Origin of the sequence: Brachybacterium sp. GCM10030268 (assembly GCF_042666305.1) — a bacterium.
In the GTDB taxonomy this organism is placed as follows: domain Bacteria; phylum Actinomycetota; class Actinomycetes; order Actinomycetales; family Dermabacteraceae; genus Brachybacterium.
Genome location: NZ_JBHTCW010000006.1, coordinates 45,173 through 70,231, shown reverse-complemented (window position 1 = coordinate 70,231; position 25,059 = coordinate 45,173). Strand labels below are relative to the sequence as shown.

General features: G+C 70.8%; 24 protein-coding genes and 1 riboswitch. Of the genes, 12 read left to right on the top strand and 12 right to left on the bottom strand.

Annotated elements, in window-relative coordinates:
- The first annotated feature begins 4 nt into the window (after positions 1 to 4).
- On the top strand, positions 5 to 1,183 hold the full coding sequence (locus ACFQRD_RS10290; protein ID WP_377804150.1) for a GDSL-type esterase/lipase family protein: 1,179 nt from the start codon (positions 5 to 7) through the stop codon (positions 1,181 to 1,183).
- Positions 1,184 to 1,369: 186 nt separating this feature from the next.
- Here ACFQRD_RS10290 and ACFQRD_RS10285 read toward each other — a convergent pair whose 3' ends face one another.
- The gene (locus ACFQRD_RS10285; RefSeq protein ID WP_377804148.1) at positions 1,370 to 1,738 is read right to left on the bottom strand and encodes a VOC family protein; all 369 of its coding nucleotides are present in this window, start codon (positions 1,736 to 1,738) and stop codon (positions 1,370 to 1,372) included.
- Between the two features lie 125 nt (positions 1,739 to 1,863).
- On the opposite strand from ACFQRD_RS10285, the gene ACFQRD_RS10280 reads away from it, so the two are divergent.
- On the top strand, positions 1,864 to 2,493 hold the full coding sequence (locus tag ACFQRD_RS10280) for a helix-turn-helix transcriptional regulator (protein WP_377015715.1): 630 nt from the start codon (positions 1,864 to 1,866) through the stop codon (positions 2,491 to 2,493).
- Positions 2,494 to 2,815: 322 nt separating this feature from the next.
- Here ACFQRD_RS10280 and ACFQRD_RS10275 read toward each other — a convergent pair whose 3' ends face one another.
- The 7 genes from ACFQRD_RS10275 to ACFQRD_RS10245 form a co-directional block, all read right to left on the bottom strand.
- Positions 2,816 to 3,880, bottom strand: a complete 1,065-nt coding sequence (locus ACFQRD_RS10275) for an ArsA family ATPase (protein WP_377015712.1) — start codon at positions 3,878 to 3,880, stop codon at positions 2,816 to 2,818.
- Positions 3,871 to 4,131, bottom strand: a complete 261-nt coding sequence (locus tag ACFQRD_RS10270; RefSeq protein ID WP_377015709.1) for a cory-CC-star protein — start codon at positions 4,129 to 4,131, stop codon at positions 3,871 to 3,873. The genes ACFQRD_RS10275 and ACFQRD_RS10270 overlap by 10 nt, the downstream gene beginning before the upstream one ends.
- On the bottom strand, positions 4,131 to 5,834 hold the full coding sequence (locus tag ACFQRD_RS10265; RefSeq protein WP_377015706.1) for a carbon starvation protein A: 1,704 nt from the start codon (positions 5,832 to 5,834) through the stop codon (positions 4,131 to 4,133). Before ACFQRD_RS10265 ends, ACFQRD_RS10270 begins: the two co-directional genes overlap by 1 nt.
- Before the next feature lie 279 nt (positions 5,835 to 6,113).
- Positions 6,114 to 7,082 (bottom strand): YncE family protein, encoded by a 969-nt coding sequence (locus ACFQRD_RS10260; RefSeq protein WP_377792709.1) that lies wholly within the window; start codon positions 7,080 to 7,082, stop codon positions 6,114 to 6,116.
- 248 nt (positions 7,083 to 7,330) lie between these two features.
- Positions 7,331 to 7,837, bottom strand: coding sequence for an AAA family ATPase (locus ACFQRD_RS10255; RefSeq protein ID WP_377792710.1), 507 nt, complete (start codon positions 7,835 to 7,837; stop codon positions 7,331 to 7,333).
- 7 nt (positions 7,838 to 7,844) lie between these two features.
- A complete protein-coding gene (locus ACFQRD_RS10250; RefSeq protein ID WP_377804146.1) occupies positions 7,845 to 8,756 on the bottom strand; it encodes a dihydrodipicolinate synthase family protein in 912 nt (303 codons plus the stop codon).
- 94 nt (positions 8,757 to 8,850) lie between these two features.
- Positions 8,851 to 9,594, bottom strand: coding sequence for a DUF5701 family protein (locus ACFQRD_RS10245; protein ID WP_377804144.1), 744 nt, complete (start codon positions 9,592 to 9,594; stop codon positions 8,851 to 8,853).
- A gap of 323 nt (positions 9,595 to 9,917) precedes the next feature.
- On the opposite strand from ACFQRD_RS10245, the gene ACFQRD_RS10240 reads away from it, so the two are divergent.
- From ACFQRD_RS10240 to ACFQRD_RS10210, 7 genes are all read left to right on the top strand, one after another.
- Positions 9,918 to 11,864, top strand: a complete 1,947-nt coding sequence (locus ACFQRD_RS10240; RefSeq protein ID WP_377015691.1) for an aconitate hydratase — start codon at positions 9,918 to 9,920, stop codon at positions 11,862 to 11,864.
- A gap of 145 nt (positions 11,865 to 12,009) precedes the next feature.
- A complete protein-coding gene (locus tag ACFQRD_RS10235) occupies positions 12,010 to 13,329 on the top strand; it encodes an acetyl-CoA carboxylase biotin carboxylase subunit family protein (protein WP_377015688.1) in 1,320 nt (439 codons plus the stop codon).
- 99 nt (positions 13,330 to 13,428) lie between these two features.
- The gene (locus ACFQRD_RS10230) at positions 13,429 to 15,450 is read left to right on the top strand and encodes a CocE/NonD family hydrolase (protein WP_377804142.1); all 2,022 of its coding nucleotides are present in this window, start codon (positions 13,429 to 13,431) and stop codon (positions 15,448 to 15,450) included.
- A gap of 358 nt (positions 15,451 to 15,808) precedes the next feature.
- Positions 15,809 to 16,015, top strand: coding sequence for a hypothetical protein (locus ACFQRD_RS10225; protein ID WP_377804140.1), 207 nt, complete (start codon positions 15,809 to 15,811; stop codon positions 16,013 to 16,015).
- A gap of 98 nt (positions 16,016 to 16,113) precedes the next feature.
- Positions 16,114 to 16,329 carry a CsbD family protein gene (locus ACFQRD_RS10220; RefSeq protein ID WP_377015679.1) on the top strand — a complete coding sequence of 72 codons (216 nt, stop codon included), beginning with the start codon at positions 16,114 to 16,116 and terminating at the stop codon, positions 16,327 to 16,329.
- A 271-nt stretch (positions 16,330 to 16,600) separates the two neighbouring features.
- Positions 16,601 to 17,245 carry a dihydrofolate reductase family protein gene (locus tag ACFQRD_RS10215; protein ID WP_377792715.1) on the top strand — a complete coding sequence of 215 codons (645 nt, stop codon included), beginning with the start codon at positions 16,601 to 16,603 and terminating at the stop codon, positions 17,243 to 17,245.
- A 581-nt stretch (positions 17,246 to 17,826) separates the two neighbouring features.
- Entirely contained in the window at positions 17,827 to 18,999 is a 1,173-nt protein-coding gene (locus ACFQRD_RS10210; protein WP_377792716.1) for an ABC transporter substrate-binding protein, read from the top strand.
- Positions 19,000 to 19,011: 12 nt separating this feature from the next.
- Here the strand turns inward: ACFQRD_RS10210 and ACFQRD_RS10205 are convergent, their stop codons facing one another.
- Positions 19,012 to 19,782, bottom strand: coding sequence for a CPBP family intramembrane glutamic endopeptidase (locus tag ACFQRD_RS10205; protein ID WP_377792717.1), 771 nt, complete (start codon positions 19,780 to 19,782; stop codon positions 19,012 to 19,014).
- Between the two features lie 208 nt (positions 19,783 to 19,990).
- Between ACFQRD_RS10205 and ACFQRD_RS10200 the strand changes: the two genes are divergently transcribed.
- The gene (locus ACFQRD_RS10200; protein ID WP_377792718.1) at positions 19,991 to 20,578 is read left to right on the top strand and encodes a hypothetical protein; all 588 of its coding nucleotides are present in this window, start codon (positions 19,991 to 19,993) and stop codon (positions 20,576 to 20,578) included.
- A gap of 96 nt (positions 20,579 to 20,674) precedes the next feature.
- Positions 20,675 to 20,878 carry a hypothetical protein gene (locus tag ACFQRD_RS10195; RefSeq protein ID WP_377019752.1) on the top strand — a complete coding sequence of 68 codons (204 nt, stop codon included), beginning with the start codon at positions 20,675 to 20,677 and terminating at the stop codon, positions 20,876 to 20,878.
- 65 nt (positions 20,879 to 20,943) lie between these two features.
- On the opposite strand, the gene ACFQRD_RS10190 is transcribed toward ACFQRD_RS10195, so the two are convergent.
- The 3 genes from ACFQRD_RS10190 to ACFQRD_RS10180 form a co-directional block, all read right to left on the bottom strand.
- The gene (locus tag ACFQRD_RS10190) at positions 20,944 to 21,258 is read right to left on the bottom strand and encodes a DMT family transporter (protein WP_377019751.1); all 315 of its coding nucleotides are present in this window, start codon (positions 21,256 to 21,258) and stop codon (positions 20,944 to 20,946) included.
- A gap of 10 nt (positions 21,259 to 21,268) precedes the next feature.
- Positions 21,269 to 21,336: riboswitch (guanidine-III (ykkC-III) riboswitch) on the bottom strand.
- Positions 21,337 to 21,601: 265 nt separating this feature from the next.
- Positions 21,602 to 22,105 carry an SRPBCC family protein gene (locus ACFQRD_RS10185; protein ID WP_377792719.1) on the bottom strand — a complete coding sequence of 168 codons (504 nt, stop codon included), beginning with the start codon at positions 22,103 to 22,105 and terminating at the stop codon, positions 21,602 to 21,604.
- A complete protein-coding gene (locus tag ACFQRD_RS10180) occupies positions 22,102 to 22,470 on the bottom strand; it encodes an ArsR/SmtB family transcription factor (RefSeq protein WP_377792720.1) in 369 nt (122 codons plus the stop codon). Before ACFQRD_RS10180 ends, ACFQRD_RS10185 begins: the two co-directional genes overlap by 4 nt.
- A gap of 230 nt (positions 22,471 to 22,700) precedes the next feature.
- Between ACFQRD_RS10180 and ACFQRD_RS10175 the strand changes: the two genes are divergently transcribed.
- The gene (locus tag ACFQRD_RS10175) at positions 22,701 to 24,911 is read left to right on the top strand and encodes a GMC family oxidoreductase (RefSeq protein WP_377804138.1); all 2,211 of its coding nucleotides are present in this window, start codon (positions 22,701 to 22,703) and stop codon (positions 24,909 to 24,911) included.
- The last annotated feature ends 148 nt before the right edge of the window (positions 24,912 to 25,059 follow it).

The window sequence follows — 25,059 nt, the reverse complement described above, 5'->3', positions numbered from 1 at the left end:
CCGCATGATCGACGTCCCTCTCACCGACGAGTTCCTCCTCGGCTCCGCAACCGCCGCTGACGGCGGCCTGGAGCGGACCGCACGGGGCGTGCGGCCCCACCGGCTGCCCTCGTGGCTGCGCGAGCGCTGGCCCGAGCCGCAGCTGATGGCCATGGAGGCACAGCCCTCCGGGGTGCGCCTGGAGCTGCGCACTGCGGCAGGGCAGGTGGAGCTGGTCCTGCACCCCCGCCGCGTGGACTACGTCGGTGCGCCGCGCCCACGGGGCGCCGTGGACGTGGTCGTCGACGGCGAACTCCTGCGCAGCGAGAGCCTCACCGGTGGTGACGCAGTCCAGGTCGACCTCCGGGACGGCAGCACGGAACTGGTCACCGGATCCCCGCACCGGGTCCTCCTCGAGCTCCCCTCCCCCGGTGAGCACCACGTCCAGCTGTGGCTGCCCCACAACGAGGAGGTCGAGATCCTCTCCGCGCGCGCCGACGCACCGGTGCGGCCCGCGGAGCAGACGGGGCCGCGGTGGATCCACTACGGCAGCTCGATCAGTCAGGGCTCGAACGCCACCCACCCGACCGGCATCTGGCCCGTGGTCGCCGCCCGCGCGGCCGGCATGCGGCTGCGGAACCTGGGGCTGGGCGGCAGCGCCATGGCCGATCCGTTCATCGGCCGCATCGTCCGTGACGAGCCGGCCGACGTGGTGAGCCTCGCGATCGGCATCAACCTCGTCAACGCCGATGCCATGCGGCGCCGCACGTTCGTCCCCGCACTGCACGGGCTGCTCGACACCGTTCGCGAAGGCCATCCCGATGCTCCGCTGCTCGTGGTCACCCCGATCTACTGTGGGATCCACGAGCGCACTCCCGGCCCGGGTGCTATCGACCCCGAGAGCATCGGCAGCGACCAGGTGCGCTTCACGGCGACCGGGGCCCCCGGCGACACGGAGCTGGGGAGACTGACCCTCGAGGTGATCCGGGACGCCACGAGGGAGGTACTCGAGGGGCGCAGCGACGACCAGCACCTGCACCTGGTCGACGGGCTCTCCCTGTACGGCGAGGCCGACGCCGACCGGCTGCCGCTGCCCGACGGGCTGCACCCTTCGACCGCAGCGCATCGCCTGATCGGGGAGCGATTCGCGCAGCTGGCGCTGGGGCGCGCAGGGACGGCAGCTCGCTCGGCTGCGACTCACTGACGCGATACAGCAGCCGCGCGGACCGATCCGCGGCTTCTCTCCGTCATCCTGAGAAGTGATTCATGAGTTCAGTGCCCGTCGCTCACATCCTCACTGCTGACCATCGAGAGCGCGCCGAATAGCCGCGCACGATGCCCCGACGGGGTTCGAACCCTTCGGGGCATCGACGCCGGGCCGGCGGGCCCGTCAGTCCACCGGCGCGACGCGGATGCGGTTCCCGTCGGGGTCGGCGACGACGAAGGTGCGGCCGAAGACGGCGTCGTGAGGGGGCTCAAGCACCGTGACGCCGAGGCCCGCCCAGGTGCGGTGCTGCTCCTCGACGACTTCCGGCCCGCCGGGCAGGCACAGGGTCACCTCGCTGGTGCGCACCGGGTCTCCGGCGAGCGCGTCGCCGTGACCGCTCCACAGGGCCAGGTCCACCCCGTCGGCCAGGGAGAAGGCGGCGAACCCGGGGCTGGGGAAGAAGCTCGGCTCGATGTCGAAGAGCTGTCGGTAGAAGTCGACGGTCCGGACGACGTCGCTGACGTAGACGATGAACATGTTCGGACTGGTCATGGTGGAGTTTTCCTCTCTGATCGGGGTGTGTGCCTCCAGGATCAGGCGGCCGCGCGACAGCAGTCTGTCGGGGTTTCGACCCGAACTTTCGCCGTAGTCCCGGTCGCGCTCTCTACCCTGAGAGGATGCGCCGCAGTGAACGTCACCACGCCGTGCTCGACGTGCTGCGAGCCAACGCCGAACGCCCCATCTCGGTGCCGCGGCTGGCCGCGCGATTCGGGGTGAGCACCCGCACCATCGAGCGGGATGTCCGCGCGCTGCAGGAGGCCGGCGTCCCGATCTACGCCGAGCCCGGGCGGCGCGGCGGGTACGCGGTCCGACGGGACTACTCGCTGCCGCCGCTGGCCTTCACGCCGCAGGAGGCGACGGCGGTCGTCGCCGGGCTCAGCGTCATGATGGGCTCGCCCTTCGCAGGAGATTCGCGCCGGGCGATGGATAAAGTTCTGGCCGCTCTGCCTCCCGAGCGTCGGGAGATGGTCCGGGACCTCGCCGGCCGGGTGGCGAGCATGGCCCCGGAGGGCAGAGCCACCGAGGACGTCGACGCGGTGATCCGCGATGTGCTGGTCCGGCCGCGCGTTCTCGAGCTCGAGTACGTCTCGCACCTCTGCGGCGAGCGCACCCAGCGGCACGTGGAGCCGCTGGGACTGATCACCGTGCGCGGCGCCTGGATCCTGGTGGGCTGGTGCCGGCTGCGCGAGGCAGTGCGCGGCTTCCGCACCGACTGCATCGCGCGGATCGAGAAGACCGACGAGTGACCCCCTCGGTCACGCCCTCTGCATCGGTCCAAACGGTCAGCTCGCGCAGGGTGTCCTCGGGCTCGCCCGCCAGGACGCCCCCGCCGTCGGAGGCCTCCATGGCGCTGACCTCGGTGAGGAACGTCCGGATCGACACGGGCACCTCTCGGGCCCGGTCCACACTCATCAGCCGGGCGTGCTCGTAACTGTCGCTCTTCTCGTCCAGCTGCTGGAGGACCACGGGGTTGGCGAGGGACAGCATGGCCAGCTGCATGTCCGCGGCGACGAGCCCCGGCGGGCATGTTCGGGTGCCGGGAAGGCGCGGCCTCGAGCCGTCAGCACGTCACAGCAACCGCGCGAACCGCTCCAGCGCGGCGACGCCGACGACGTCCTCCTCCCCCAGCGGGATCTCCTGCAGCGGCACCTCCGGCAGCGCGGAGCGGAGGGTGGCCAGATGCTCCTCCTCCAGTGCCCGGCGGCGCTCCAGGAAGTCCCCGCGGCCTGCCGGGGAGCGCTTGTTGACCACGAGTGCGCCGACGTCGACGCCGGTGCGGGTCAGCTCCTCGTGCAGCTCGATGGTCTCGAGCACCGGCAGACGCTCGGCGGCCAGCACGATCGCGAAGGAGGTGGTCTCGGCGTCGGTGAGAACCTCCCGGAGGCCAGCGAGGCGATCGCGGCGGCGCAGCAGGATGGAGCGGATCTCCTCGTCGCGCTCCGCGACGGGGTCGCGCGGGGCGGCACTGCCGAGGATCTTCGAGCCGTGCCCGTCCAGGCCCCGCAGCGCCGCGCCCAGCTTCTCGGACTTCTCCCGGCGGCTCAGCAGCCCGTCGGTCCAGGCCGTCATGACCTCCGGCAGCGTCATCAGTCGGGCGGTATGACCGGAGGGGGCGGTGTCGACGACGACCAGGTCGAAGTCCTGCATCCCGGTCTCGACCAGCTCGGTGATCCGCTCCAGCACAGCGGCCTCGTGGGTGCCCGGGGAGCGGCGGGAGAGGCCCATGTGCTTGTCGACCTCGCCGGCGAGGTGCTCGGGCATCAGCCGCTTCAGGGTGCTGCCCACCTCGGCCAGGTGCTGATCCGTGGTGGCGTCGGGGTCGATCTCGATGCCGGCGAGCAAGCCGCCGCTGGTGCCATCTCCAGCGGCGGGACCGGCGCCGACACGCGGGCCACCGTCGCCATCCATCGCAGCCGCGGCACCTCCGTCCCCGTCCAGCGGGGTGATGCGATCGCCGATCCTCTGATCCCAGAGGTGGCCGAGGTTGTGGGCCGGGTCGGTGGAGACCACCAGCACCCGCCGGCCCTCCCGCGCGGCGGCGAGCGCGAGCGCGGAGGCGACGGTGGTCTTGCCGACGCCGCCCTTGCCGCCCAGGAACAGCACGCGCCGCTGGGCGGCAAGGCTCAGCAGCATCGGAAATCCTCCAGCGGGGAGCGCTCCATGCCCATGCGGCGGTGCCAGTCGTGGAAGCTGTCGTAGAGCACCGGCAGCAGCTCCGCGGTGTAATACGAGACGGGGTTCGGCACCCCCAGCATCTCGCTCATCACCAGCATGCGGAACAGGTCGTCCTGGTCGCGCCGGGCACGGGCGAAGGTGCGGCGGTACGGGGCGACGTAGAACTCGCGCAGTCCGTCGCTGAATGCCCGCCAGCGGGAGCGCGCCATCAGCGTGCGCGGCCCTCGTCGGCGGTCGTCGCGGCCGGCTCGTCCAGTTCCGGCTCCTGCCGGCGCGCACGGTTCAGGGCGATGGCGGATTCGACGATCACCCACACCGCCGCGATCAGGATGACGATGTCCATGATCAGCAGCAGCCAGTTGCCCTCGGCGAGGAACCCGCCGAGCTGGATCAGCAGGGCGTAGACGCTGACGAAGAGGACGAACAGCAGCGGGATCATCACCGGCAGCACGGGGCGGCGCTTGCGGGTGAGCATCACGGCCAGGATCGCCAGGGTCAGCCCGGCCAGCAGCTGGTTGGTGGTGCCGAACAGCGGCCAGATCAGCATGCCGCCGGACCCGTCGGCCCCCGCGCCGAAGGCGAGTGCCAGGCACACCACGAGCACGACGAGGGTCGCCGAGAGCGTGCCGAGTTTGAGGCCGACGATCTGGCCCATCTCCTGGACCACGAAGCGCTGCAGTCGCACGCCCGTATCCATGGTGGTCGCCGCGAACAGCACGGCCATGGTGGCCAGGATCGTGGCCGACAGCGACGTCGGCAGGCCCAGGCCGGCGTTGAGGATCGCGCCGCCGCCGTCGACGAACGCGACGACGCCGCCCTCGTTGAACGCCGAGTAGACCGATTCCCAGTCGGCGAGCGTGCGGAAGCCCGCAGTGGTGGCGATGATCGCGCCGAGCGCCAGCAGCCCCTCGCCGACGGCGCCGAAGTAGCCGACGAAGCGGGCGTCGGTCTCCTTGTCCAGCTGCTTGGAGGAGGTGCCGGAGGAGACGATGCCGTGGAAGCCGGAGATGGCGCCGCAGGCGATGGTCACGAACAGCAGCGGCATCACCCCGGGCGTGCCCTCGGGCACGCTGGTGTTGAACGAGGGCGCGACGATCTCGGGCCGGAAGATCAGCACCGAGCCGTACAGCAGGCCCAGTCCGATGAACAGCTGCAGGCCGTTGATGTAGTCGCGCGGCTGCAGCAGCACCCACACCGGCAGGGTCGACGCGATGGCGGCGTAGACGAACAGCACCAGGATCCAGAACGCCTCGGCGGACATTCCCAGCACCGTCTCCGGCAGGGCGACGGGGAACCGGTCGCCGACCAGGATCAGGGCGTACAGGGCGGCCACGCCCACCACGGAGACCACCGGCAGGCTCCACTTCAGCCGGTAGATGGCCTGACCGATCAGCACCGCGACCACCAGCGCGCCCCAGACGGGGATCACCGCCGTCGGGGTCGAGACGAACAGCCCGGAGATCACCACGGCGAAGGCGGCGTTGACCATGAGCAGCAGCAGGAAGATGACCACCAGGAACAGCCGGCTGCCGCGGGCGCCGATGTAGCGGGCCGAGAGCGTGCCGATGGACTGGCCGCGGTTGCGCACCGAGGCCCACAGCGCGCCGAGGTCGTGCATGCCGGCGAAGAAGACGGTGCCGAGCGTGACCCACAGGAACGCGGGCAGCCAGCCCCAGATCACGGCGACCGCGGGGCCGACGATGGGCGCGGCCCCGGCGACGGAGGTGAAGTGGTGCCCCCAGAGCACGAACTTGTTGGTGGGCACGAAGTCCACGCCGTCGCGCAGCTCATGGGCGGGGGTGCGGAAGGCCGCGTCGAGCTTGTAGACGCGACCGGAGAGGAAGCGGGAGTACAGCACGTACCCCGCGACCATCATGGCGATGCCGACGACGGCGAGGATCAGCGAGTTCACTGGGGGAAGCCTTCCTGTCATGTGCGGTACGCGCGCCGGTGGGCGTCCACGATCAGGGGCCGACGGCCGCCGTGGGCGGCGTGGCTCCGTCCGCGTCCCCATCGCGCGCGTTGGCACACACGGTAGCCGACGACGGGGGCGCTGTCGGCACCGCTCCGGGTGCGCTCTCGCCGCCGCACGGCGGCATTCCCGGTGCCGTCCGGCGGCGATGTCGTCGCGGTCCGCTGCGATCCGATCTCGCCGTCGCCCCGCTGCGCATCCGGACGGTCGCGCCGGACGTCAGATCAACGCGGTCACGTCGGGCTCGGAGCCGGTGGAGATGGTGCCGGTGACGGTGAAGGCGTCGAGGTCGAGGATCGCGACCGTGTCGGCATCCAGCAGGGTCACGAACGCCGTCGGCTCCGAGGGGTGGAAGGAGATCCCGGCCGGCGTCCCGTCGAAACCGATGGAGGTCTCCTCGGCGAGATCCGCGTCGTAGCGGGTGACGGTGCGGTTCTCGATGTCCGTGGTCAGCAGCTTGTCCTGGCCGGGGATCACGTAGACGCGCAGCGGGTCGCCGGGGACGTCGGCCCGCTGCTTCTCCTTCATCGTCCGCGCATCGAGCCGCACGAGTGCCTTGTCCTCGCGGGCGCCGACGTAGAGGTGCTTCTCGTCCTGGCTGAGGGCGCAGCTCTCCGGGAGCAGCCCCGGGGAGGCGATCACCGGGGCGACGGAGGCGTCGTGCGGGTCGACCAGACTCACGGTGTGCGACAGCAGCCCGGTGACGTAGGCGCGGGTGCCCTCGCGGTTGAGCGTGACCATGTGGGTCTTGATGCCGCCGGTGTGCACGGCGGCCGACGGGGCCTCGGCCTCCGCGGGATCGTCGATCCGTACCAGCACGGCCTTCTCCTCGCTGAGGACGTAGAGCCGGTCCTGCTCGTCGATCGCGATGCCGTGGAGGCGGTTGAACGGGCTGAGGTCGATCGTCCGCACCAGCTCGCGGGCGTCGAGATCGATGACGAACACGCTGGTACCGCCGCTGCCGACATCACCGGACATCCGCACCCCGTAGTGGCCGACGTAGGCGTACTTCGAGGCGCTGTCGATGACCATCTCGTGCGGGTACTCCCCCAGCTCGATCCGCTCGAGCAGGGTCCCGTCGGCGGCGTCGTGGAAGGCGACGGCATGGCCGCTCTTCTCGACCACGACCAGAGTGCCCTCGAGGTCTCCGCCGCTGGGGGTGTTCTCGGCGCCTGCCGGGGAGGTCATCACGGTCGGGGCCGCTCCTGCTGCGAGGAGTCCGCCGCCCACGGCGCGGAATACGGTCCGTCGGGTCACCATGTCGCTCTGCCCCTTCGCTCGTCCACTCGGGACGCTCGGTTCGTTCCGGAATGCTCGGTTCGCTGCGCAGGGCACGGTGGACGCCGCTGCGCGACCGCGAAACACGGTAGACGCGGGGCGAGGTCGGTTCAACGACGTGACGGCTCCGGTCCGCGGTGGCGTCCACCGCGAGCCGGCTACCGCACTGTGCGGGTCCCGCACCGCCGGAGGATGTCGTCCACGACGTCGGCCACCGGTGCGGTGGCATCGATCGGGATGGCGCCGGCCGGGACGTCCTCGTGATTGCGGTGCCATTGCTCGATACGGGATCGCTCAGTCGGCTTTCCTCCGCCCCACTCCTCGTCCGGCCGCGCATCCAGCCGCCGGGTGAGCGTGGCGAGGTCGACCCGCAGCACGAACACCTCGTCGAAGAGGTCCTGGAACTGCGGGAGATTCCTCGAGCCGCCGCAGAAGAAGGTGGCGGGCGCCGACTGATCGCCCGCGAGCTGCCTGACCTTCCGGGCGTCCCAGATGTGGTGCTCGTGGAGCTGGGTCTCGGTCGGCTCACCGGTCTCGGGGTCACCCTGGTAAGCCAGTTCCCGGTCCCCGTGGATCACGTGGTGGCCGCGTCGCTGGAGCTCCTCGGCGACGGTGGTCTTGCCGGTGCCCGAGAGCCCTTCGATCAGGTAGTTCTTCGTGCCCATGCGGCTGTCACTCCCTCAGATCAAGCGTGTCGACGACCTCTCGCACGCGAGAACGGTCCTCCTCGGTGAGGCCGCGCAGCGGGCGCGGCAGGGAGGGTGCGGCGACCAGTCCGAGGTGCTCGGCGATCGCGGCCGCGACGCGCAGGCTCCCGAAGTCGGCGATCAGGTCCCACAGAGGGCGCAGTCCCTCCGAGTCGGCCAGCGAGCGCTCTGCCCGGGACGTGCCGTCGGCTCGGGCCGCGAGTGCGCTGCGAGCGACGCCGGCCATGGTGCGAGGGAGGGTGCCGCCGAGGGACGAGAACCAGGCGTCGCATCCGGTCAGCAATCCCGTTGCCGCGAACCCGTCACCGGAGATCCCGAGCTTCACGTGGCCGGGAACGACGGCACGGATCGCCTGCACGCGCTCACGCACCTCGGCGACGCTCCCCGCCACCGGTGGGATCTTGATCGCCTCCACCTCGGGCAGCCGGGCGATGTGGGCGTAGAGCTCGAGGGAGAAGGTGAAATGCGTGGTGCCGGGGTTGTCATAGACGACCAGCGGGACCGAGAGCTCGGCGGTCACGTCCTCGTAGAGCCCGGCCACGTCGTCCTCGGTCAGTGGCTGGTAGCTCACCGGGGCCAGCAGCACGGCAGATGCCCCCGCCTCCTGGGCGTCGGCGGCGAGAGCCCTGACCCATGAGGTGCGCAGCGCTCCGATGCCGACGATCACCGGCACCTCGCCGGCGTGCTCGACGGTGGCAGCGGCGACCGCCCGCCGCTCGTTGCGGTCGAGGTAGGCGTAGGAACCAGTCGACCCCAGCGCGCCGATCGAGTCCACGCCCGCCTCGACCATGCGAACGACCAGGCGTGCATACGCGCCCATGTCCACGTCGTCGTGCCGGAACGGGGTGAGGGGAAAGGCGCTGAGACCGGTGAGCATGCGCCCGAACGTACAGCGCCCGGATCCGCCCCTCTACAGGTTTCTCAGCACCCGTGTCTCAGGACCCGGCTGTCAGAGCCTGGCGGCGCGACACTCAGCGCACGGCGACACGACCGGCGGCGGAGGCGATCCCGAGCCACGTGTGGCGGTTGCCCCACCAGCACCAGCCGAGCTTCGGAGCGTCCTTCCGCTCGCGCCCGTCGCGCCCGGTCCCGTTGCTGATCCACAGCGCCGGGGTGCGGGAGTCGAACTTTCCGCTCTTCGTCGTCAGCCGGGATCCGATGGTCATGAAGCAGTGGTTGCGCTCCAGGACGCCCGGCTGCTGGAGGACCCAGTGCAGGCCCTCCGTCAGCAGCAGCGGGCTGCGACCGGGACCCGTGATCTCCGAGAGGCTCTCCTCGGGCGTGCGGTTGGCGAAAGTGTCGCCGCGGTCGATCCCCTCGACGACGTACACCGGGGTCGAGGGGACGTCGATGCCGACGGGTGCGAACTCGTCCACATCAGTCATGTCCTCGACGACGAAGCCGGGCTTGTCGGCCCGTCGCATCAGTGGTGCCAGGGCCGACGGCGGCGCCAGGTCGGGGCGGATCGCCAGCAGCGCATCGGTGCGGGCGCTCCCCCGCGAGTCGGCCGCAGCGTGCAGGGCCTGCGCCGTGAGTCCGGCGCGGGCATGGACGTCGAGGTCGATCAGGCGCTGGGCCTGGTCGGCGAGGCTCGGCAGGGACACGGCGGTGAGGGCGGCGTTCGTCGGCAGGGCGGCGTCGGGCTGCGTAATGGCGTCTCCTCGGGCAGGGGCGGCAGTGCCGGGATGGTGCGGGGCGCGGCGTGACGAGGGCACGTCGGCCGCAAGCACCCCAACGTGGCGGAAGCGTGCCTCATTCCTGGCGCGAGAAGACGTCGCCTGCCTGCGGCCAGGTTTCCGCCGCACGAATCCGGTACTGCCCCTCTGACCCGGACGCTCGGGCAGTGGTGCTGCGAGCCGCGGCGCCGTCAGCCAGGCTGACTGCACTTCCCCAGTGACCGCTTCCCCGCGTCGCGCCCGTCGGGAGCCGCTGCCGCCCGCCCGGTCGAACCCTGGGCAGCCCGCCCGGATCCGGCCTAGGCTGGAAGAAGGTCCGCCGACGGACCGGGGCGGGCCGCGATCCCAGGAGGAACAGCGCCATGGCACTGAACGTCGCACAGAAGCTCATCGACTCTCACCTGCTCGAAGGGGACCTGGCGCCCGGCTCCGAGGTCGGCCTCAAGGTCGACCAGACCCTCACCCAGGACGCCACCGGCACCATGGTGATGATGGAGTTGGAGGCGATGGGCCTCGATCGGGTGCGCACGGAGCTGTCGGTCCAGTACGTCGACCACAACCTGCTGCAGACCGACGAGAAGAACCCCGACGACCACCTCTTCCTGCAGTCCGCCGCGCAGCGCTTCGGGCTGTGGTTCTCCAAGCCCGGCAACGGCGTCTCCCACCCCGTCCACCAGGCCCACTTCGGCCGGCCCGGCACCATCCTCATCGGCTCGGACTCCCACACCTGCGCCGCGGGCGCCCTGGGCATGCTCGCCATCGGCGTGGGCGGCCTGGAGGCGGCGATGGCGATGGCCGGCCAGCCGCTGTACGTCGGCGTCCCGGAGATCTGGGGCGTGGAGCTGACCGGGACCCTGCCGGACTGGGTCTCGGCCAAGGATGTGGTGCTGGAGATGCTGCGCCGCCACGGGGTCAGCGGCGGCGTCGGCCGGATCATCGAGTACCACGGCTCCGGGCTCGCGCAGCTGAGCGCCATGGACCGCCACGTGATCGCGAACATGGGCGCCGAGCTCGGCGCCACCGCGACCGTCTTCCCCGCCGACGACGCCGTGCGCGACTACCTGCGGGCCGTCGGCCGCGAGAACGAGTTCCAGCGCATCGAGGCAGACGAGGGCGCGAGCTACGACCACACAGAGCACATCGACCTGGCCACCCTCGAGCCGCTGATCGCCAAACCCTCCTCCCCCGGCAACGTGGTGCCGGTCGCCGAGGTCGCCGGAGAGGACGTCTCGCAGGTCGTGGTCGGCTCGTCGGCCAACCCGGGGCTGCGCGACTTCGCCGTGGTCGCCCAGATCCTCGATGGCCGCCAGGCGCACCCGGGCGTCTCGGTCGACATCAACCCCACCTCCCGCGAGGTCCTCGCCGACCTCATCTCCGGAGGCTGGCTGGCCGCGCTGGTCTCGGCCGGCGCTCGCATCCACCAGTCCGGCTGCATGGGCTGCATCGGCATGGGCCAGGCGCCCGCCAGCGGCCGCAACTCGCTGCGCACGATGCCGCGCAACTTCCCGGGCCGCTCGGGCACGGAGGAGGACGCAGTGTGGCTGTGCTCGCCGGAGACCGCCGCGGCCGCCGCGCTGACCGGGAAGATCACCGATCCGCGCACGCTGGTCGACTCCCACACGATCGTCTACCCGCGGCCGACGATGCCCGAGCGCTACAGCGTCATCGACGACATGCTCACCCCGCCGCTGCCGCCCGAGGAGGCGGCGAAGGTGGAGCTGGTCAAGGGCCCCAACATCTCCGCGCTGCCGGACGCCGAGCCCATCGAGGACCACCTCGACGTGCCGGTGCTGCTGGCGATGGGGGACGACGTCTCGACCGACGAGATCATGCCGGCCGGGTCCAAGGCCCTCCCCTACCGCAGCAACATCCCCAAGATCTCCGAGTTCGCCTTCACCCGCATCGATCCCGACTACCCCGCCAAGGCCCAGCAGACCCCCGGCGGGCACGTGGTGGTGGCGGGCAAGAACTACGGGCAGGGCTCCTCCCGCGAGCACGCGGTGATCGCTCCGCAGTACCTGGGGCTGCGCGTGGTGATCGCGGAGTCCTTCGCACGGATCCACTGGCAGAACCTCGCCAACTTCGGGATCCTCGCCCTGGAGTTCGTCGACCCCTCCGACCGCGAGCAGATCAGCGTCGGGGACCAGGCGGTGCTCGAGGGCATCCACGACGCACTGCAGGCCGGCCACGACCTCACCGCCACCATCGGCGGCCGCGAGGTGCGCCTGCGCCACCGGCTCTCGGACCGGCAGGTGGAGATGATCCTGGCCGGCGGACGCATCCCGCTGGCGGCGCGCGAGGTCAGCTGAGGCGACCGGGTCCCGCGTGCTCACGCGCCCCGCGCCCTGACCGGCCGGTCATAGCGCCTTTACGCGGCCTGCCCTCTCCCGCACTATGAGGGCACCGGGCTCTGCTGACGCGAGCACCCCGCACCACGGTCGAAGGAGATCGAACATGACGCGCCACGTCTTCGTCCTCGGGCTGGACCAGCACAACCTGGAGATCCTTCGCCGCCTGCCCGGCGCCGCGGACCTCGAGTTCCACCGCCTGCTGGCGCGCCGGGACCTGCAATCGACCCACATCGACATCCACGAGCTGCTGCACCGGGCGGAGGAGGAACTGCGCGACGCCGCCGATCCGATCGACGCGATCGTCAGCTTCTGGGACTTCCCGATGGTGGAGATGGTGCCGATCCTGTGCTCCCGCTACGGGCTGCCGTCGGCCGATCTCCGGGCGGTGCTGCGCTGCGAGCACAAGTACTGGGCGCGGCTGGTCCAGGCCGACGCGATCGAGGAGGTACCCGCGTTCGGCCTGCTCGACCTCGACATCCCCGAGCCGGTGCTGCCCGAGGGCATGAGCTATCCGGTGTGGATCAAACCGGTCAACTCCGCGTCGTCCGAGGGCGCCTACCGGCTCGAGGACGACGCGGATCTGCGCCGCCACCTGCCGGACGTGCGCGCCGTCATCGACCGCCTCGGATCCCCGTTCCAGGACGTGCTGGACATGGTCCCGCTGCCCCCGGAGATCGAGCGCATCGGCGGGCAGGCCTGCCTGGTCGAGGCCGCCGTGGGCGGGCGGCAGATGACACTGGAGGGGTTCAGCCACGGCGGCGAGGTCGTCGTCTACGGCGTGATCGACTCCTTCGACTACCCGGACAGCTCGAGCTTCCTGCGCTATCAGTACCCGTCCTCGGCTCCGTGGGAGATCCAGGAGCGCCTCAGCGACATCGCGCGGAAGGTGATCACCGCGACGGGGCTGACCGACTCCACCTTCAACGTCGAGTTCTTCTGGGACGAGCGCACCGGCGCGATCAACGTGCTCGAGGTCAACGCCCGCCACTCCCAGTCCCACGCGCTGCTGTTCGAGATGGTCGACGGCGTCTCGAACCACCAGGCCATGCTGGATGTGGCCTTCGGACGCACGCCGCAGCTGCCCCACCGCACCGGCCCCTACGGGATGGCCGCGAAGTGGTTCCTGCGCGTCTTCCGCGAGGACGGGATCGTGCGCGCAGTCCCCTCCGGCGAGCAGATCGCCGAGCTGGAGCGCGAGCTGCCCGGCACCACCATCGAGGTGACGGCGGTGGTCGGCGAGCGCCTCTCGCAGCGGGTCTCGGAGGACGCCTACAGCTACGTGATGGCCACGATCTTCACGGGCGGGGACGACGAGGCCACCATCACCCGTGCCTTCCAGCGCTGCGTGGAGGCGCTGGACTTCCGGATCGACGAGGTCGCCGCCGACGGGACGACGATCTCGGACTCCGGGCTGGAGCTGTGACGAGCGCCCTCGAGCCGGGACGAGCGCTCAGGCTGTGACCAAGGCCCGGAGCTGTGACGAACGGACCAGAACCGTGACGAGAGGAGACGTGGAGACCGGATGAGGACCGTGACGAGCTTTCCGCACGAGGTCACCGAGACCGAGCACCTGTGGATCGAGATGTCCGACGGGACGCGCCTGGCGGCGCGGATGTGGCGGCCGGTCTCCTCGGACACCGAACCGGTGCCCGGGATCCTGGAGCTGATCCCCTATCGCAAACGCGACCTCACCGCCCAGCGCGACTCCATCCACCATCCCTACATGGCCGGGCACGGCTACGCCTGCCTGCGGGTGGATCTGCGCGGCAGCGGCGACTCCGAGGGGGTGCTGACCGACGAGTACCTCGAGCAGGAGCTGCGCGACGCCGAGGAGATCCTGGCGTGGATGGCCGAGCAGCCGTGGTGCTCGGGCCGCACCGCGATGATGGGCATCTCCTGGGGCGGGTTCAACGCCCTGCAGGTCGCGGCCCGTCGGCCCCCGAGCCTCGGCGCGATCGTCACCGTGTGCTCCACCGATGACCGCTACACCGACGACGTCCACTACATGGGCGGCTGCCTGCTCACGGACAACCTCTCCTGGGCCTCGACCATGTTCGCCTACAACGGCTGCCCGCCCGACCCGGCCGTGGTGGGCGAGAGCTGGCGCGAGATGTGGCTGGAGCGGCTGGAGAACAGCGGGCTGTGGCTGGATACGTGGCTGCGCCACCAGCGGCGCGACGACTACTGGCGCCACGGCTCCGTGATCGAGGACTACTCGGCGATCGAGGTGCCGGTGCTCGCCGTCAGCGGCTGGGCCGACGGATACTCCAACGCCGTCTTCCGCCTGCTGTCCGGCCTGGACTCCCCGGTGCGCGGCCTGATCGGCCCGTGGAGCCACAAGTACCCCCACCTCGGCGAGCCCGGACCGGCCATCGGGTTCCTGCAGGAGATGGTCGACTGGTGGGACCACTGGCTGAAGGACCAGCGGGACAACGGCGCGATGGACCGGCCGGCGCTGACGATCTGGATGCAGGACCACGCCCCACCGGCCACCACCTACGAGGAGCGGCCGGGCCGCTGGGTGGGCGAGAGCTCCTGGCCCAGCGACCGCATCGAGCCGACGCACTACCCGCTGGGCTACTACCGGATCCATCCGCCCGGCTCCGACCCCTCCAGCCCGCCGCGATCGGTGCGCTCGCCGCTGTCGGTGGGGCAGTTCGCCGGCAAGTGGTGCTCGTACAACGCCCCGCCGGACATGCCCTACGACCAGCGCGAAGAGGACGGCGGCTGCCTGGTCTTCACCTCCGACGAGCTCACCGAGCGGCTCGAGGTGCTGGGCTCGCCGATGGTCTCGCTGGACGTGGCCGTGGACCAGCCGATCGCGCAGGTCATCGTGCGGCTCTCGGACATCGCGCCCGACGGCGCCTCCACCCGCGTCAGCTACGGGGTCCACAACCTCACCCACCACACCGGCTCCGACGACCCCAGCGAGCTGGTCCCGGGCGAGCGGCAGACCGTGCAGGTGTGGCTGAACGGCATGGCGCAGTCCTTCCCGGCCGGGCACCGGCTGCGGGTCTCGATCTCCACGTCGTACTGGCCGGTGGTGTGGCCGCCGCCCGAGCCCGTGCGGCTGACGATCCACCCCGAGGCCAGCGAACTGGTGCTGCCGGTGCGTCCCCGCCCGGAGGACGAGGTCAGCCCGCAGTTCGGCGAGCCCGAGGGGGCTGAGCCGCTGGCCACGACCCGGTTGGAGCCGGGCAACCACGAGTGGAAGGTCAGCCGTGACCTGGTCGAGCTCGCCGGCCGGCTGGATGTGGTCAAAGGGCTGGGCACCGTGCGCTTCGACGACATCGACCTCACCGTCAGCCGCGACGCCCACGAGACCTACAGCTTCGTGGGGACCGACGTGAACTCGGTGCGCGGGGAGACCCTGTGGGACATCGGGTTCTCCCGCGGGGACTGGGCAGCGCACACCACCACCCGCACCGTGCTGACCTCCACGCCCACCGACTTCCACGTCTATGCCGAGCTCGATGCCTGGGAGGGGGTCGAACGCATCCACTCCCAGACCTGGAGCACCACCATCCCCCGCGACTACGTGTAGGGGCGCGGGGCCGCGGACGCCCCGCGAGCACCCCCTCCCCCCGCCACTACGTGAAGGGGCGCGGGGCAGCAGGCGCACCGCGAGCACCCCCTCGTTGAGGCCGTTTACGCGGGGTCCAAGCGGCCTCTACGAGGGGGTGCTCCCCCGGACGCCGGCCGGGGCCGCCGTGCACCGCGGACCGCCTCGCATCAGAGCGTCCCGCACCTCGCGGCCATACCGCCGTAGTTGCCGGTCTGCGACCCTTATTCCGACCACTGCGGCGGTATGGCGACCAGAATCGTTCGCCCGGGGCGGCTGACGGGGCGCCGCACTGAGCACCTCGAACTGAGCACGTCGACACAGCCACTAGGAGCACGCCATGTTCTTCATCTTCTCCATCGCCCCGAAAGAGCGGGACCTCGGCCCGGGAGCGACGCGCACCTGCCCGCGCTGCCACAACACGGCTCAGTGGATGCGCCGCAAGGCCTTCCAGCAGTTCACTTTGTTCTTCGTCCTCCCCGTGGCGCGCTGGGGCCGTAGGGAGTACGAGCAGTGCCCCATCTGCGGAGCGACCCTCGGGGCGTGAGACCCCGCGCGACCACCCGGTCGAGAGTGCTTCGGTGTGGTTCGTATAGTGGGCGGCCAGAACGGAACGCATGTTCGCGTCGACACCAGGAGGCACCGATGAGTGCAGACGAGAAGTTCGAGAACGCGAAGGACAAGGTGACCGGCCAGGCGAAGGAAGGCTTCGGCAAGGCCACCGGTGACAAGGAAGCAGAGTCCGAGGGCCAGGCGCAGCAGACCAAGGCCGCCGCCAAGGACAAGGCGCAGGATGCCCGGGACGCCGTCAAGGGCGCCCTCGACGGGCTCCGCGACGACAAGGGCGACGGCTCCCGCTGACCAGCGCCCACGACCGGCGCCCCCTCCCGCGCGCTCCCGGACGACGCGCGTTGGGCGCCACGGTGGCGGCTCCACCTCGGTGGGGCCGCCACCGGTGTGTCCGGCCCCTTCCACGGTGGCCGCTGATGTGCGGCGGGCCGACATGGCGCGGCAACGGCCGACCGGCATCGTCGCAGGATCGGACAACGCCAGGCGCCTGCGAAGCTCTAGTCTGAGTCGACGCATACCCGTTCGCGACCCCCGCCGCGACGACGCCCGAAGGAAGCACGCGATGACCCAGCGAGTCCGAGTCCAGAACTTCAACGTCTCTCGCGATGGCATCGGCGCCGGCGAGAACCAGACCCTGGAGCGGCCCTTCGGCGAGGTGGACCCCGGTGACCTGTTCGGCTGGGCCGGCGCCACCGCAAGCTGGGTCAACCGCACCGACCCCGGCGGCACCCGCGGCATGGAGGACTACATCACCCGCGACTTCGCCCGGAACATCGGCGCCGAGATCATGGGCCGCAACAAGTTCGGCCCCATCCGCGGGCCCTGGCCGGACCTGGAGTGGGAGGGCTGGTGGGGCGAGGAGCCCCCGTTCCACACCCCGGTCTTCGTCCTCACCCACCACCCGCGGCCGGACCTCACCCTCGGCGAGACGACCTTCCACTTCCTCGAGGCCACCCCGCACGAAGCGCTCGAGCGCGCCAAGGAAGCGGCCGACGGGAAGGACGTGCGCATCGGCGGCGGCGTCACCACGCTCCGGGAGTTCCTCGATGCGGACCTCATCGACGAGATGCACGTGGCCGTCTCCCCGACGGAGCTGGGAACCGGGCTGCGGCTGTGGGACCGGCCCGAGGATCTCACCGATCGCTTCCACCTCGAGAAGGTCACCCCGCCCAGCGGCATCACCCACTGCTTCTTCTGGCGGCGCTGAGAGGCCGAGAGCGACGCCGACGCGGACAGGGGCAGGATCCGCGGAGACGCCGCCGCGGACAGGTGCACGATCCGCGGGATCCCTGGGGATGCCGACTCAGACCGCCCAGTCCAGCCGCGTCGTTTCCGGCCCCTGGTAGGGCCGGTCGCCATAGTGCTCCTGCAGCCGGGCCAGCTCCGCCTCCAGCCGCCGGCGCACCTCGGCGTACGCCGGAGCGTCGGCGAGGTTGGTGAGCTCGGCGGGGTCCGCCCCCGAAAGTCTGGACAGCGCTGTCCGAGCGGTTGTATGTTCACGTTCTCGCTGTGCAACCCAGAGATCGACGACGCTCGAAGGGGCCCATCATGCTCACCACCTCGCTCCCCCGCACCCTCTCGCAGCACGACGGCACCGCTCGCAGAGGCTGCCCATCAGCAATTCCGCTGCATCCTGCCTGCTCGGCCCTACACGTCGCAGGCACCGGAGCCGGGCGACGGCGGCCCCGTACCCCGCGCCGCCGCACCGTCTTGGCCGGCGGGCTCACCTCCTCGATGATGCTGGCCGCTTGCGGCCCCTCGGCCCGAGAGGCCGAGACATCGACGGGGGTGAGCTTCGTATTCTGGGGCCCCGGCTTCTACCAGGAGTTCACTGCCGAGATGGTCGATGCGTTCCGCGAGGCCAATCCTGATATCGAGGTCGAGCTGCAGCCTTCGGAGTGGGACGGCTACTGGGACAAGCTCGCCACGCAGGTGGCCGGTGGAGACGTGCCCGACGTCATCAACATGGACGGCAAGTACATCGCTGAGTACGCCGGTCGCGGGGTCCTCGCTGACCTCGAGTCCTTGCCCGGCCTCGACCTCTCCGGCGTCGATGACGCCGACCTCGACGCGGGCCGGGTCGATGGCGTCCTGGCCGGTCTGTCCACCGGCTCCAACGCCTGGGTGGTCGTCGCCAATCCCGAGCTTTTCGAGCAGGCCGGCGTCGAACTGCCCGACGACACTTCGTGGACATGGGAGGACTTCCATGACATCGCCCGCCGCATCAGCGATTCCGGAGTGGCCACAGGCGTTACCGGTGGCGCGAGCTACGCGGACCTGACGATCTTCCTGCGCCAGAAGGGCGAAGACCTGTGGGGCGCCGATGGCATGGGGTGCACGCCCGAGTCGCTGACGGAGTGGTACCAGCTGTATCTCGACCTGCAGGAATCCGGGGCGACGCTGCCTGCCGACGCCGCGGTGGAGGACGGCACGGTGACTCTCGAGCAGCAGGCGTTCTCGGTGGGCCGGTCCGCGATGAGCTGGACCTGGACGAACCAACTGCAGTCGGTGCGCGATGCCGTCGGCTCCGAGGACGTGGTGATGCTGCGCCCGCCGTCGCAGACGGGCTCGGCGACAGAGAACGGCCTGTTCAAGAAGGCCTCGATGTACTGGTCGATCGGAGAGGGCTCGCAGAGTTCCGAGCAGGCGGCCGAGCTCGTCGACTTCCTGGTCAACGCTCCCGAGGCGCAGGCGATCCAGCTGCTGAACCGCGGTGTCCCGTCGAATCCGGCAGCGATCGAGGCGATGGGTGATGCGTTGACGCAGGCCGACCGCGACGTCGTGGAGTTCCTCGAGGCGGTGACGCCGGAGCTGGCCGAGGCCCCGGCCATCCAGCCCACCGGCACCGCGGATGCGCAGAACACCTTCACCCGGCTGCTGACCGACGTGCGCTTCGGGAGCGCCACTCCCCGCGAGGCCGCGGAGGCGACCATCTCCGAGGTCAACGGGATGGTCGAGTGAACTGACGGGGCCTCACGCCCCGATCGCGCCCTCCATCAGGTGGACGAACAGCACGATGACCGGCCCGCCGAGCAGGAAGTTGTTCAGGGCGTGCATCAGCAGCACGTGCCAGATGTTGCGCGTCCACAGGTAGACCAGGTTCATGACCAGGCCCGCTCCGGCGTAGGCGAGAGTCAGCAGCCAGTGCCCGTCGAAGTTGTTGACGTGGATCAGGCCGAAGACGAGGGCGTTGCCCACCACCAGCAGCGCGGCCAGGGCGGCCTTGTTCCACACCGGGAACTTCATCAGCAGGGTGTGGCGGAAGGTGAAGTCCTCGACCAGCGCGGTCACCGTCGGCCCGAGGGAGGCGAACAGCACCACCCCGAAGGCGATCGACGCCTGCTCGGGCACAACGCTCTCCTCGGTGAGGTCCGCCCCGGACAGCGGTCGCAAGATCGCTCCCAGCAGGGAGATCACGATCTGGATGACGACCATGCCGACGAGGATGAGCCCCAGCGAGCGCCACTTGGCCCGCCACATGGCCCGCCAGTGCCGGGCCAGCAGCTCGCGGTTGGCGATCACCAGCACGATGAACAGCAGGATCCGGATGCTGGTGTCGGAGATGGCGAGGACGGTGGTGCTCTCGGTCGCCGCCTCGACCAGCCAGCCGCCCAGGAAGATCAGGGGGACGGCCGCGATCGCGATCCAGTCGCGCAGGGCCCAGTGGGCGGTGGTGGGCAGCTCTTCGGCGCGGACCAGCTCGAGGAAGCCGGGTCTATGAGGGGAAGAAGGGGATGCGCTCATGTCCCGACCCTATGTGCGCGGCTGCCGGATCGGAGGCGTTTCGACCTGGCATGGCGCGCGCCGATCGATCTCGACCGACTGCCCGGATCCCGAGATGAGCCCCCGCGACTGCGGCGGGGACGAGCCGTCGCGCTAGCGTGGCCGCGCGATGGGGGACGCCGCACGGGCGCTCCGGCCGGTACCGGTGGAACCGACGAGGAGAGAACGCATGGGCCTGTTCGATTGGCTGCGGGGACGACGCACAGAGCGCGGCGACGCGGGTGCGTCGCCGGGCGCCGCACAGTCCTTGAGTGTCGAGGAGAAGCTGCGGCTGCTCGAGGAGGCCGGGATCCCGCGGCGCGAGGGCGTCGACATCTCCGTCTTCGACGATCCCCTCATGGACGATTCCTGGGGGTACTTCCTGGGCGCCGAGGGCCCGGACCCGGCCGATGACCGCTACGACGTCGGCGCTTTCTGGTACGTCTATGCCGTCCCGGATTCTCCGCTCGATGATCCGAGCTCCGACTGGCCGGACGTGGTCAAGACCCTCGCCGAGGTGCTCCGCCACGCCGGTGAGCCCGAGGTCGAGACGCGCCTGGATGAGGACGGGGACGGCCACCTCCTCATCACGGTCGACGGGACGGAGCACGAGATTCCCGTGGAGGGCATGGGCAAGCATCTCGACCTCATGGCGCTCGGAGAAGCCGCCGATCTCTTCACGCCGGAGGATCGGGAGTACATGGCCGTGGACGACGTGTGGCTGTGGCCGTACGCCTCCTCCGTCGGCCGCCTGCAGGAGGTCATGCAGGCCGGCTGAGGGCGATGGATGCGCCGGGCTCCCCCGCCGACGGACAATGGTTCCGTTCCTACACGAGTCGGGGACATCCCGACACGAGAGAGAGGCTGGTCGCCCATGATCACCGTGCTGATGTGGACCGGAATCGTGATCGCCGCGATCGGCGTGATCCTCCTGGCACTGTCCAGCCGCTGGGTGAAGTCTTGGGGCGACCAGTACGCCACGACGAACATGCCGGCCGCCTGCCTGGGCTGGCTGCTGCTCGCCGTCGGCTTCGCCCTGCTGGTGGGGCCGGCCGTGTTCACGGGGCAGCTCAGCTAGCCGGGGCCTGCGGACCGCGGGGGCAGGTCAGCTAGCCCGCAGCCTGCCGAGAGCGGGGGCGGTCCTCAGTGGGCGAGCTTGAGCCCCACGACCCCGCCGATGATCATCAGCAGGAACAGAACCTTCGTCACCGAGATCAGCTCTTCCCCGGTGGCCATCGCATAGACGACGGTGAGCACCGCCCCGATGCCCACCCATACGGCGTAGGCGGTGCCGGTGGGCAGGTCCTTCATCGCATAGGTCAGGCCGGTCATGCTCGCGGCCAGGGCGACGAAGAACACCAGGGTGGGGGCGAGCCGGCTGAAGCCCTCGGACTTCCCCAGCGCGGTGGCCCACACCGCTTCGAGCATCCCGGAGAGCACCAGAACGAACCACGACATCACAGCCTCCTGCGGGCCGTCTTGTCGCACTCCGGGTACGGCACCCCTCGTCCGGGAGCCCGATTCTCCGGGCTCACTGTCAAGATCGCACGCCTGGTGGCCGGCGACAACGTCAGGCGCATCACCGCGCGGTCACAGCCAGCGAATCGTGCGACCGCCTCCGGCCGTGACCGTCCGCGGGACGCCTCCGACCGCGACCGTCGGCGGGACGCCTATCGCACCTGCCGCGCCATACGCAGGGCAGATGCGATAGGCATCCCGCGCATGGACAACCGCGTCCGGATGGGTCGTCCATGATCGTGCTCGATGGCGGCCGACGGGGTGGCTCCCGGCCGCCGCGCGGTCATCGCGCGAGGGACTCGTAGTACTCGCTCATGGACGGGTAATAGCTGTGCCAGTCGACGTCGTCGGCGTCCTCCCCCTCGAGGGTGCGGGCGAGGCGGTCGAGGTAGTACTCCCAGCCCGGCCCGACGCTGCCGAGGGGGTCGTCGCCGAGCGCCTGGGCGAAGACCACGGTGGTGATGCCGTCCTCGTGGCTCAGCTCGAACCGCAGATGCCAGGCGCCGTCGCCGACGCTGGTGTCCGCGGCGAAGCGGTGAGGCGGGCTGCACTCCGTGATGGCGAATTCTTCAGGCTCGACGTCATCGCCCTCGGCGGTCATGTAGAACGTGACTCTGCCCGTGGCCGGGTCGCCCTCCCATCTGCCGATCCACCGCTGGAGTCGCTCGGGCTCGGTCATCGCGGCCCAGACGTCGTCGATAGGGGCTCGAAAGCGGCGCTCGATGCGGACCTCACGTCCGTGGGGCCCCTCCCCCAGCTGTCCGTTCGGTTGCGGCGTGGCGTTCATGCGGAGTTCTCCTGTCGGTGATCCTGTCTCGCGGGGCGGTCACGCACGGTTCGGCGCACTTCCAGCTCGAGCGCGTCCAGATGATGCTCGGAGACCGGCGGCGCTGGTTCCGGGGGCGAGGCGATCCGTTCGACCAGGTCGCGAACCGGTTCCAGTCCCTGGGCTCGCAGCGCGTAGAAGCGCTGCCGTCCGTTCTGCTGCACATCCAGCACGCCCGCCTCGCGGAGCACCTTCAGGTGGCGGCTGATCGCGGGCCGCGAGATGGTCTCCGTCCGAGCCAGGTCCCCGGCCGTGTGTGCACCGTCGGAGAGCTGCAGGAGCAGGCGGCGGCGCGTCTCGTCCGCCAGCGCGTCGAACACGTCCATGCCGAAAGCGTAACACTGCGGTTACGCATAGAGCGCCGGTTCGCGCGATGTGTGGACGGGCCCGCACCGGGGAGGAAGACTGACGACCGAGCACCGGAGCACGTCTGCGGACACTGCCCGCTGCCCCGCGACGGGCACACCTCAGCGTCTGCCGATCCGGCGGCTCTACGATCCAGGACACGGGAGGACGGCGAGCAGTCGGGCCCCGTGCGGCAGCGAGGACACTGATCATGGCTCAGCACTACGACGCGGACGCGATCGTCGTCGGCAGCGGATTCGGCGGGGCGGTCGCCGCGGCCCGCCTCGCGCAGGCGGGACTGTCCGTGATCGTGCTCGAGCGCGGTCGCCGGTGGGCCCTCGGCGAGTTCCCGCGTCGGCCCGAGCTGGAGGACCGCTGGCTGTGGCGGGCCGGCCAGGGCCTGTACGACATCCGCTGGCTGGACACGATGGGCAGTGTGCAGGCGGCGGGTTGGGGCGGCGGCTCCCTGGTCTATGCCAACGTCTTCTCCCGCCCCTATGAAGGCGTCATGGACGAGCGCTGGCCATCGCACCTGCGGCGCGAGAGCCTCGACCCGTACTACGAGCTGGCCGGGCACATGATGGGCATCGCCCCGGCCGGGGACGATCCGGCGACCGGCAGGCCCGCCCCGCGCACCTCACTGATCGAGCAGATGGTCCAGGGCATGGACATCCCGGCCACGGTGCGCCCGAGTCTCGCCGTGACCTTCGGGGATCCTGAGACGTGGCATCCCAACGTCCACGGGGTGCCGCGGCGCGGATGCGCTTTCGTGGGCGAGTGCATCATCGGCTGCAACCACGGCGCGAAGAACACCCTGGATGTCACCTATCTCGCGGTGGCCGAGCAGCACGGGGCCCGCGCGGTCACCGACGCCGAGGTCCGCCGGATCGAGACTCATCGCGACTCCTCCGGCCGATCCGGCTATGCGGTGACCACCACGTCCCCGACGGACCCGTCGGCCCCGCCCCGGACCTGGACGGCGCCGCGGGTCGTGCTGGCCGCCGGGGCGGCGGCGACCAACGAGCTGCTGCTGCGCGCCCGCGATGTCCACGGAACCCTGCCCGACCTCTCGCCGCAGCTGGGCCGGGGATTCTCCGGCAACGGCGATTTCCTGACTCTCGCCGAAATGCCGCGGGATGCCGCGGACATGACCACGGGCCCGACGATCACCACCACGACTGTGCTGTCCGTGCCCGAGGGCGGGCGGTCGGTGTGGTTCCAGGTGCAGGACGGTGCGATCCCGCCTCCCCTGCAGGAACTCTACGACGCGCTGCTGCCGGGGCGCACCGTCCGGCGCTGGTGGAAGCACCTGCGCGGCAGCGACCCCACGCGCACCTTCGCGCTGCTGGCCATGGGCCGGGACTCGGCCCGGGGCACGCTGCGGTTAGATGACAAGGGCGAGGCGGCGCTGAGCTGGAGCAATCGCTGGCAGGCTCACCTGTACCGCTCGCAGCGTCGGGTGGGGCCGCTGGTGCGGCGGCTGCTGGGCGGGCGACAGTACAACCCGCCGACGTGGTCGCTGCTGCGCCGCACCATCACCGTCCACCCCCTCGGCGGGGTGCGCCCCGGGGCCGACGCGGCATCCGGCGTGGTCGACGACATCGGCCAGGTGCACGGCTATCCCGGCCTCTACGTGATGGACGGGTCCGTGGTGCCCGCCGCGACGGGCGTGAACCCGTCGGCGACGATCCTGGCCGGCGCCGAGCGCGCCATCGAGGCCGTGATCCGGGCCGCCGGACGGCCCGAGTGGCGCGCCCCTGAATGGGACGCAGTGCAGGCGACTCCCGTGCCGGAGGACGGCGCCTTCGCCCATGCGGCGGCCGCGCGCGAGGCGACCAGGGGCGACGGGGTGGTCTTCGCCGAACACATGGCGACACCGTCGGGCACGAGACCGCGAGCGGAGCTGCGCCTGCGCGCGGAGGTGCGCAGCATGGACGGCTTCCTCACCGACCACGCTCATCCGATCGCCGTGCACGGCTCGATCGATCTCGAGGGCATCGCCACCGGCGCGGAGACCGCCGGCACGCTCTCGCTGTTCCCGCGCGGGGGCGACGAGGCCATGCGGTACTCGCTGGAGTTCGCCGACGACGACGGCAGGCCCCGCCGGCTCATCGGCGTCAAGCACACGTCCGGCCGCCGCCCGCTCGCGCTGCTGGCGGGGCTGACGACGCTGCACATCGAGGTCTCCCCCGCCGACGGGGCCGACGGGGCCGAGGGTGTGGCCGACGGGGCCGACGGGCAATCCGTCCGGACGGTCCTGAGGATCAGCGCACCGGACCTCGTCCGGCTCCTGACCTCGATCCGGGGGCAGGGCTTCACGCGGGCCCGACGGCTGACAGCAGCCGGGCGCTTCGCCGGGTTCTTCGTCCGCTCTGCGCTGGCGCGGCCGAGACGCCGGGTCGCGTCTGCCGGTCCCGGGTGAGCGACGGCATCCGAGCCTGGGTGGCCCCCTCCACGGCACGGACCAGCCGGGCCCGGATGCGGACACCGCACGGCCGCCCCATGCGCGAGGATGACACTGCGATCGACCACCCGCCAAGATCGACCACCCCCGAGCGACCACGGAACGA

Excerpts from the sequence above, each read along its gene's own strand:
- ACFQRD_RS10290 (WP_377804150.1), top strand. The coding sequence starts at position 5 with ATGATCGACGTCCCTCTCACCGACGAGTTCCTCCTCGGCTCCGCAACC.
- ACFQRD_RS10285 (WP_377804148.1), bottom strand. The coding sequence starts at position 1,738 with ATGACCAGTCCGAACATGTTCATCGTCTACGTCAGCGACGTCGTCCGG.
- ACFQRD_RS10280 (WP_377015715.1), top strand. The coding sequence starts at position 1,864 with ATGCGCCGCAGTGAACGTCACCACGCCGTGCTCGACGTGCTGCGAGCC.
- ACFQRD_RS10275 (WP_377015712.1), bottom strand. The coding sequence starts at position 3,880 with ATGCTGCTGAGCCTTGCCGCCCAGCGGCGCGTGCTGTTCCTGGGCGGC.
- ACFQRD_RS10270 (WP_377015709.1), bottom strand. The coding sequence starts at position 4,131 with ATGGCGCGCTCCCGCTGGCGGGCATTCAGCGACGGACTGCGCGAGTTC.
- ACFQRD_RS10260 (WP_377792709.1), bottom strand. The coding sequence starts at position 7,082 with ATGACCTCCCCGGCAGGCGCCGAGAACACCCCCAGCGGCGGAGACCTC.
- ACFQRD_RS10255 (WP_377792710.1), bottom strand. The coding sequence starts at position 7,837 with ATGGGCACGAAGAACTACCTGATCGAAGGGCTCTCGGGCACCGGCAAG.
- ACFQRD_RS10250 (WP_377804146.1), bottom strand. The coding sequence starts at position 8,756 with ATGCTCACCGGTCTCAGCGCCTTTCCCCTCACCCCGTTCCGGCACGAC.
- ACFQRD_RS10240 (WP_377015691.1), top strand. The coding sequence starts at position 9,918 with ATGGCACTGAACGTCGCACAGAAGCTCATCGACTCTCACCTGCTCGAA.
- ACFQRD_RS10235 (WP_377015688.1), top strand. The coding sequence starts at position 12,010 with ATGACGCGCCACGTCTTCGTCCTCGGGCTGGACCAGCACAACCTGGAG.
- ACFQRD_RS10230 (WP_377804142.1), top strand. The coding sequence starts at position 13,429 with ATGAGGACCGTGACGAGCTTTCCGCACGAGGTCACCGAGACCGAGCAC.
- ACFQRD_RS10225 (WP_377804140.1), top strand. The coding sequence starts at position 15,809 with ATGTTCTTCATCTTCTCCATCGCCCCGAAAGAGCGGGACCTCGGCCCG.
- ACFQRD_RS10220 (WP_377015679.1), top strand. The coding sequence starts at position 16,114 with ATGAGTGCAGACGAGAAGTTCGAGAACGCGAAGGACAAGGTGACCGGC.
- ACFQRD_RS10215 (WP_377792715.1), top strand. The coding sequence starts at position 16,601 with ATGACCCAGCGAGTCCGAGTCCAGAACTTCAACGTCTCTCGCGATGGC.
- ACFQRD_RS10205 (WP_377792717.1), bottom strand. The coding sequence starts at position 19,782 with ATGAGCGCATCCCCTTCTTCCCCTCATAGACCCGGCTTCCTCGAGCTG.
- ACFQRD_RS10200 (WP_377792718.1), top strand. The coding sequence starts at position 19,991 with ATGGGCCTGTTCGATTGGCTGCGGGGACGACGCACAGAGCGCGGCGAC.
- ACFQRD_RS10195 (WP_377019752.1), top strand. The coding sequence starts at position 20,675 with ATGATCACCGTGCTGATGTGGACCGGAATCGTGATCGCCGCGATCGGC.
- ACFQRD_RS10190 (WP_377019751.1), bottom strand. The coding sequence starts at position 21,258 with ATGTCGTGGTTCGTTCTGGTGCTCTCCGGGATGCTCGAAGCGGTGTGG.
- ACFQRD_RS10185 (WP_377792719.1), bottom strand. The coding sequence starts at position 22,105 with ATGAACGCCACGCCGCAACCGAACGGACAGCTGGGGGAGGGGCCCCAC.
- ACFQRD_RS10180 (WP_377792720.1), bottom strand. The coding sequence starts at position 22,470 with ATGGACGTGTTCGACGCGCTGGCGGACGAGACGCGCCGCCGCCTGCTC.
- ACFQRD_RS10175 (WP_377804138.1), top strand. The coding sequence starts at position 22,701 with ATGGCTCAGCACTACGACGCGGACGCGATCGTCGTCGGCAGCGGATTC.